Here is a 1,537-nt window from a genome sequence, read left to right as displayed (position 1 = left end):
CTGAGGTAGAGCTCCATTGGCTGTGTGAGGCAGGGTTTGCAGATATTGCCCGCTTACATCCTTTTGTCAAAAAGGTTCATGTAATGAAATGGCGGCAGTGGCGCAAACACCTTTTTCAGGCTGAAACGTGGCGTGAAATAGGCCGTCTGAAAACGGATTTACAGGCTGAATCTTTTGATTTTGTTTTAGATAGTCAAGGACTGATTAAAAGCGCATGCTTTGCCAAAATGGCAAAATCCCCTATTTACGGTTTAGATAAACACAGCACGCGTGAAAGTTTGGCTGCCTTTGCATACAGTAAAACATTTGCCGTGCCGAAAGGCAAAAATGCGGTCTGGCGAAACCGTGAATTATTCGCCCAAGTATTTGGTTATACAATGCCTGAGACGCAGGTATTTGGTTTGTCGGTTCCTGAATTAGGCCGTCTGAAAAATTTGCAATCCCCCTATTACGTTGCTTTGCATGCAACCAGTCGAGACAGTAAATTATGGCCGGTAGAACACTGGCGTGCATTATTGAAAAAGTTGAATGAAGAACAACAATGCAATGTATATTTGCCGTGGGGAAATAAAACCGAAAAAATGCGTGCCGAACAGATTGCAAGCGATTTACCGTTTGCTTCGGTTTGCGACAAAATGAATTTATTACAGGCTGCATTTTTATTGAAAAACGCAGAGGGCATTATTGGCGTAGATACCGGACTACTGCATCTTGCTAATGCGTTGGAAAAGCCTGTTGTAGGAATTTATACAGATACAGATCCGGTCAAGACCGGCGTTCAAGTTTCGGCTTATGCAAAAAATTTAGGCGGTATTGCTCAAATTCCCAATGTTGACGAGGTTTATAAAACCTTGATGGATTGTGTTGCAGCATACGGTAAATAATTGCTGGGGGGTGGATTTATTTTCTGAGTAAATGCTTTAGAAATGATATAATTCCGCTCTATTTGCCAAGATTTATACAAATTTGGTTTTATCATGTTGGTGAAAACCGAATTGGATTTTATATAAAGAATGTATCAAAAGCAGTATGCTAGATTTGATGGACATTCTTTTTAGGAGAATTGAATGAAAGCACTGGTCGCAGTAAAGCGCGTAGTGGACTATAACGTCAAAGTTCGTGTGAAAGCCGATGGTTCCGATGTGGATATCGGTAATGTCAAAATGTCGATGAACCCGTTTGATGAAATCGCGGTAGAAGAAGCTGTCCGTTTGAAAGAAGCCGGAAAAGTAAGCGAGATTGTTGCTGTTTCTCTTGGCGAGAAAAAATGCGAAGAGACGTTGCGTACTGCTTTGGCGATGGGTGCCGACCGTGCGGTTCATGTTGAGACTGATGCGAAGTTGGAGCCTTTGGCCGTTGCAAAATTGCTGAAAGCTGTTGCGGATAAAGAAAATCCGCAAATTTTATTGCTGGGCAAACAGGCAATTGACGATGACGCCAACCAAGTTGCCCAAATGCTGGCTGCGTTGTTGAATGCGGCTCAAGGTACTTTTGCATCAAAAGTGCAAATTGAAGGCGAAGAAGCATTGGTAACCCG

Annotated in this window: 2 protein-coding genes; both read left to right on the top strand. The window is 42.6% G+C overall.

Annotated features, from left to right (window positions below; translation table 11 throughout):
* Positions 1-884: lipopolysaccharide heptosyltransferase I (gene waaC, locus ACTHUE_RS18590; protein WP_440424144.1), on the top strand; the 884-nt coding region annotated here is incomplete at its 5' end.
* A gap of 183 nt (positions 885-1,067) precedes the next feature.
* On the top strand, positions 1,068-1,537 hold a 470-nt coding region (locus ACTHUE_RS18585; RefSeq protein ID WP_440424143.1), incomplete at its 3' end, for an electron transfer flavoprotein subunit beta/FixA family protein.

The organism is Neisseria sp. P0021.S005 (genome assembly GCF_051956955.1).
The sequence above is the reverse complement of the archived record's forward strand: the minus strand, read 5'-3'. Positions and strand labels throughout refer to the sequence as shown.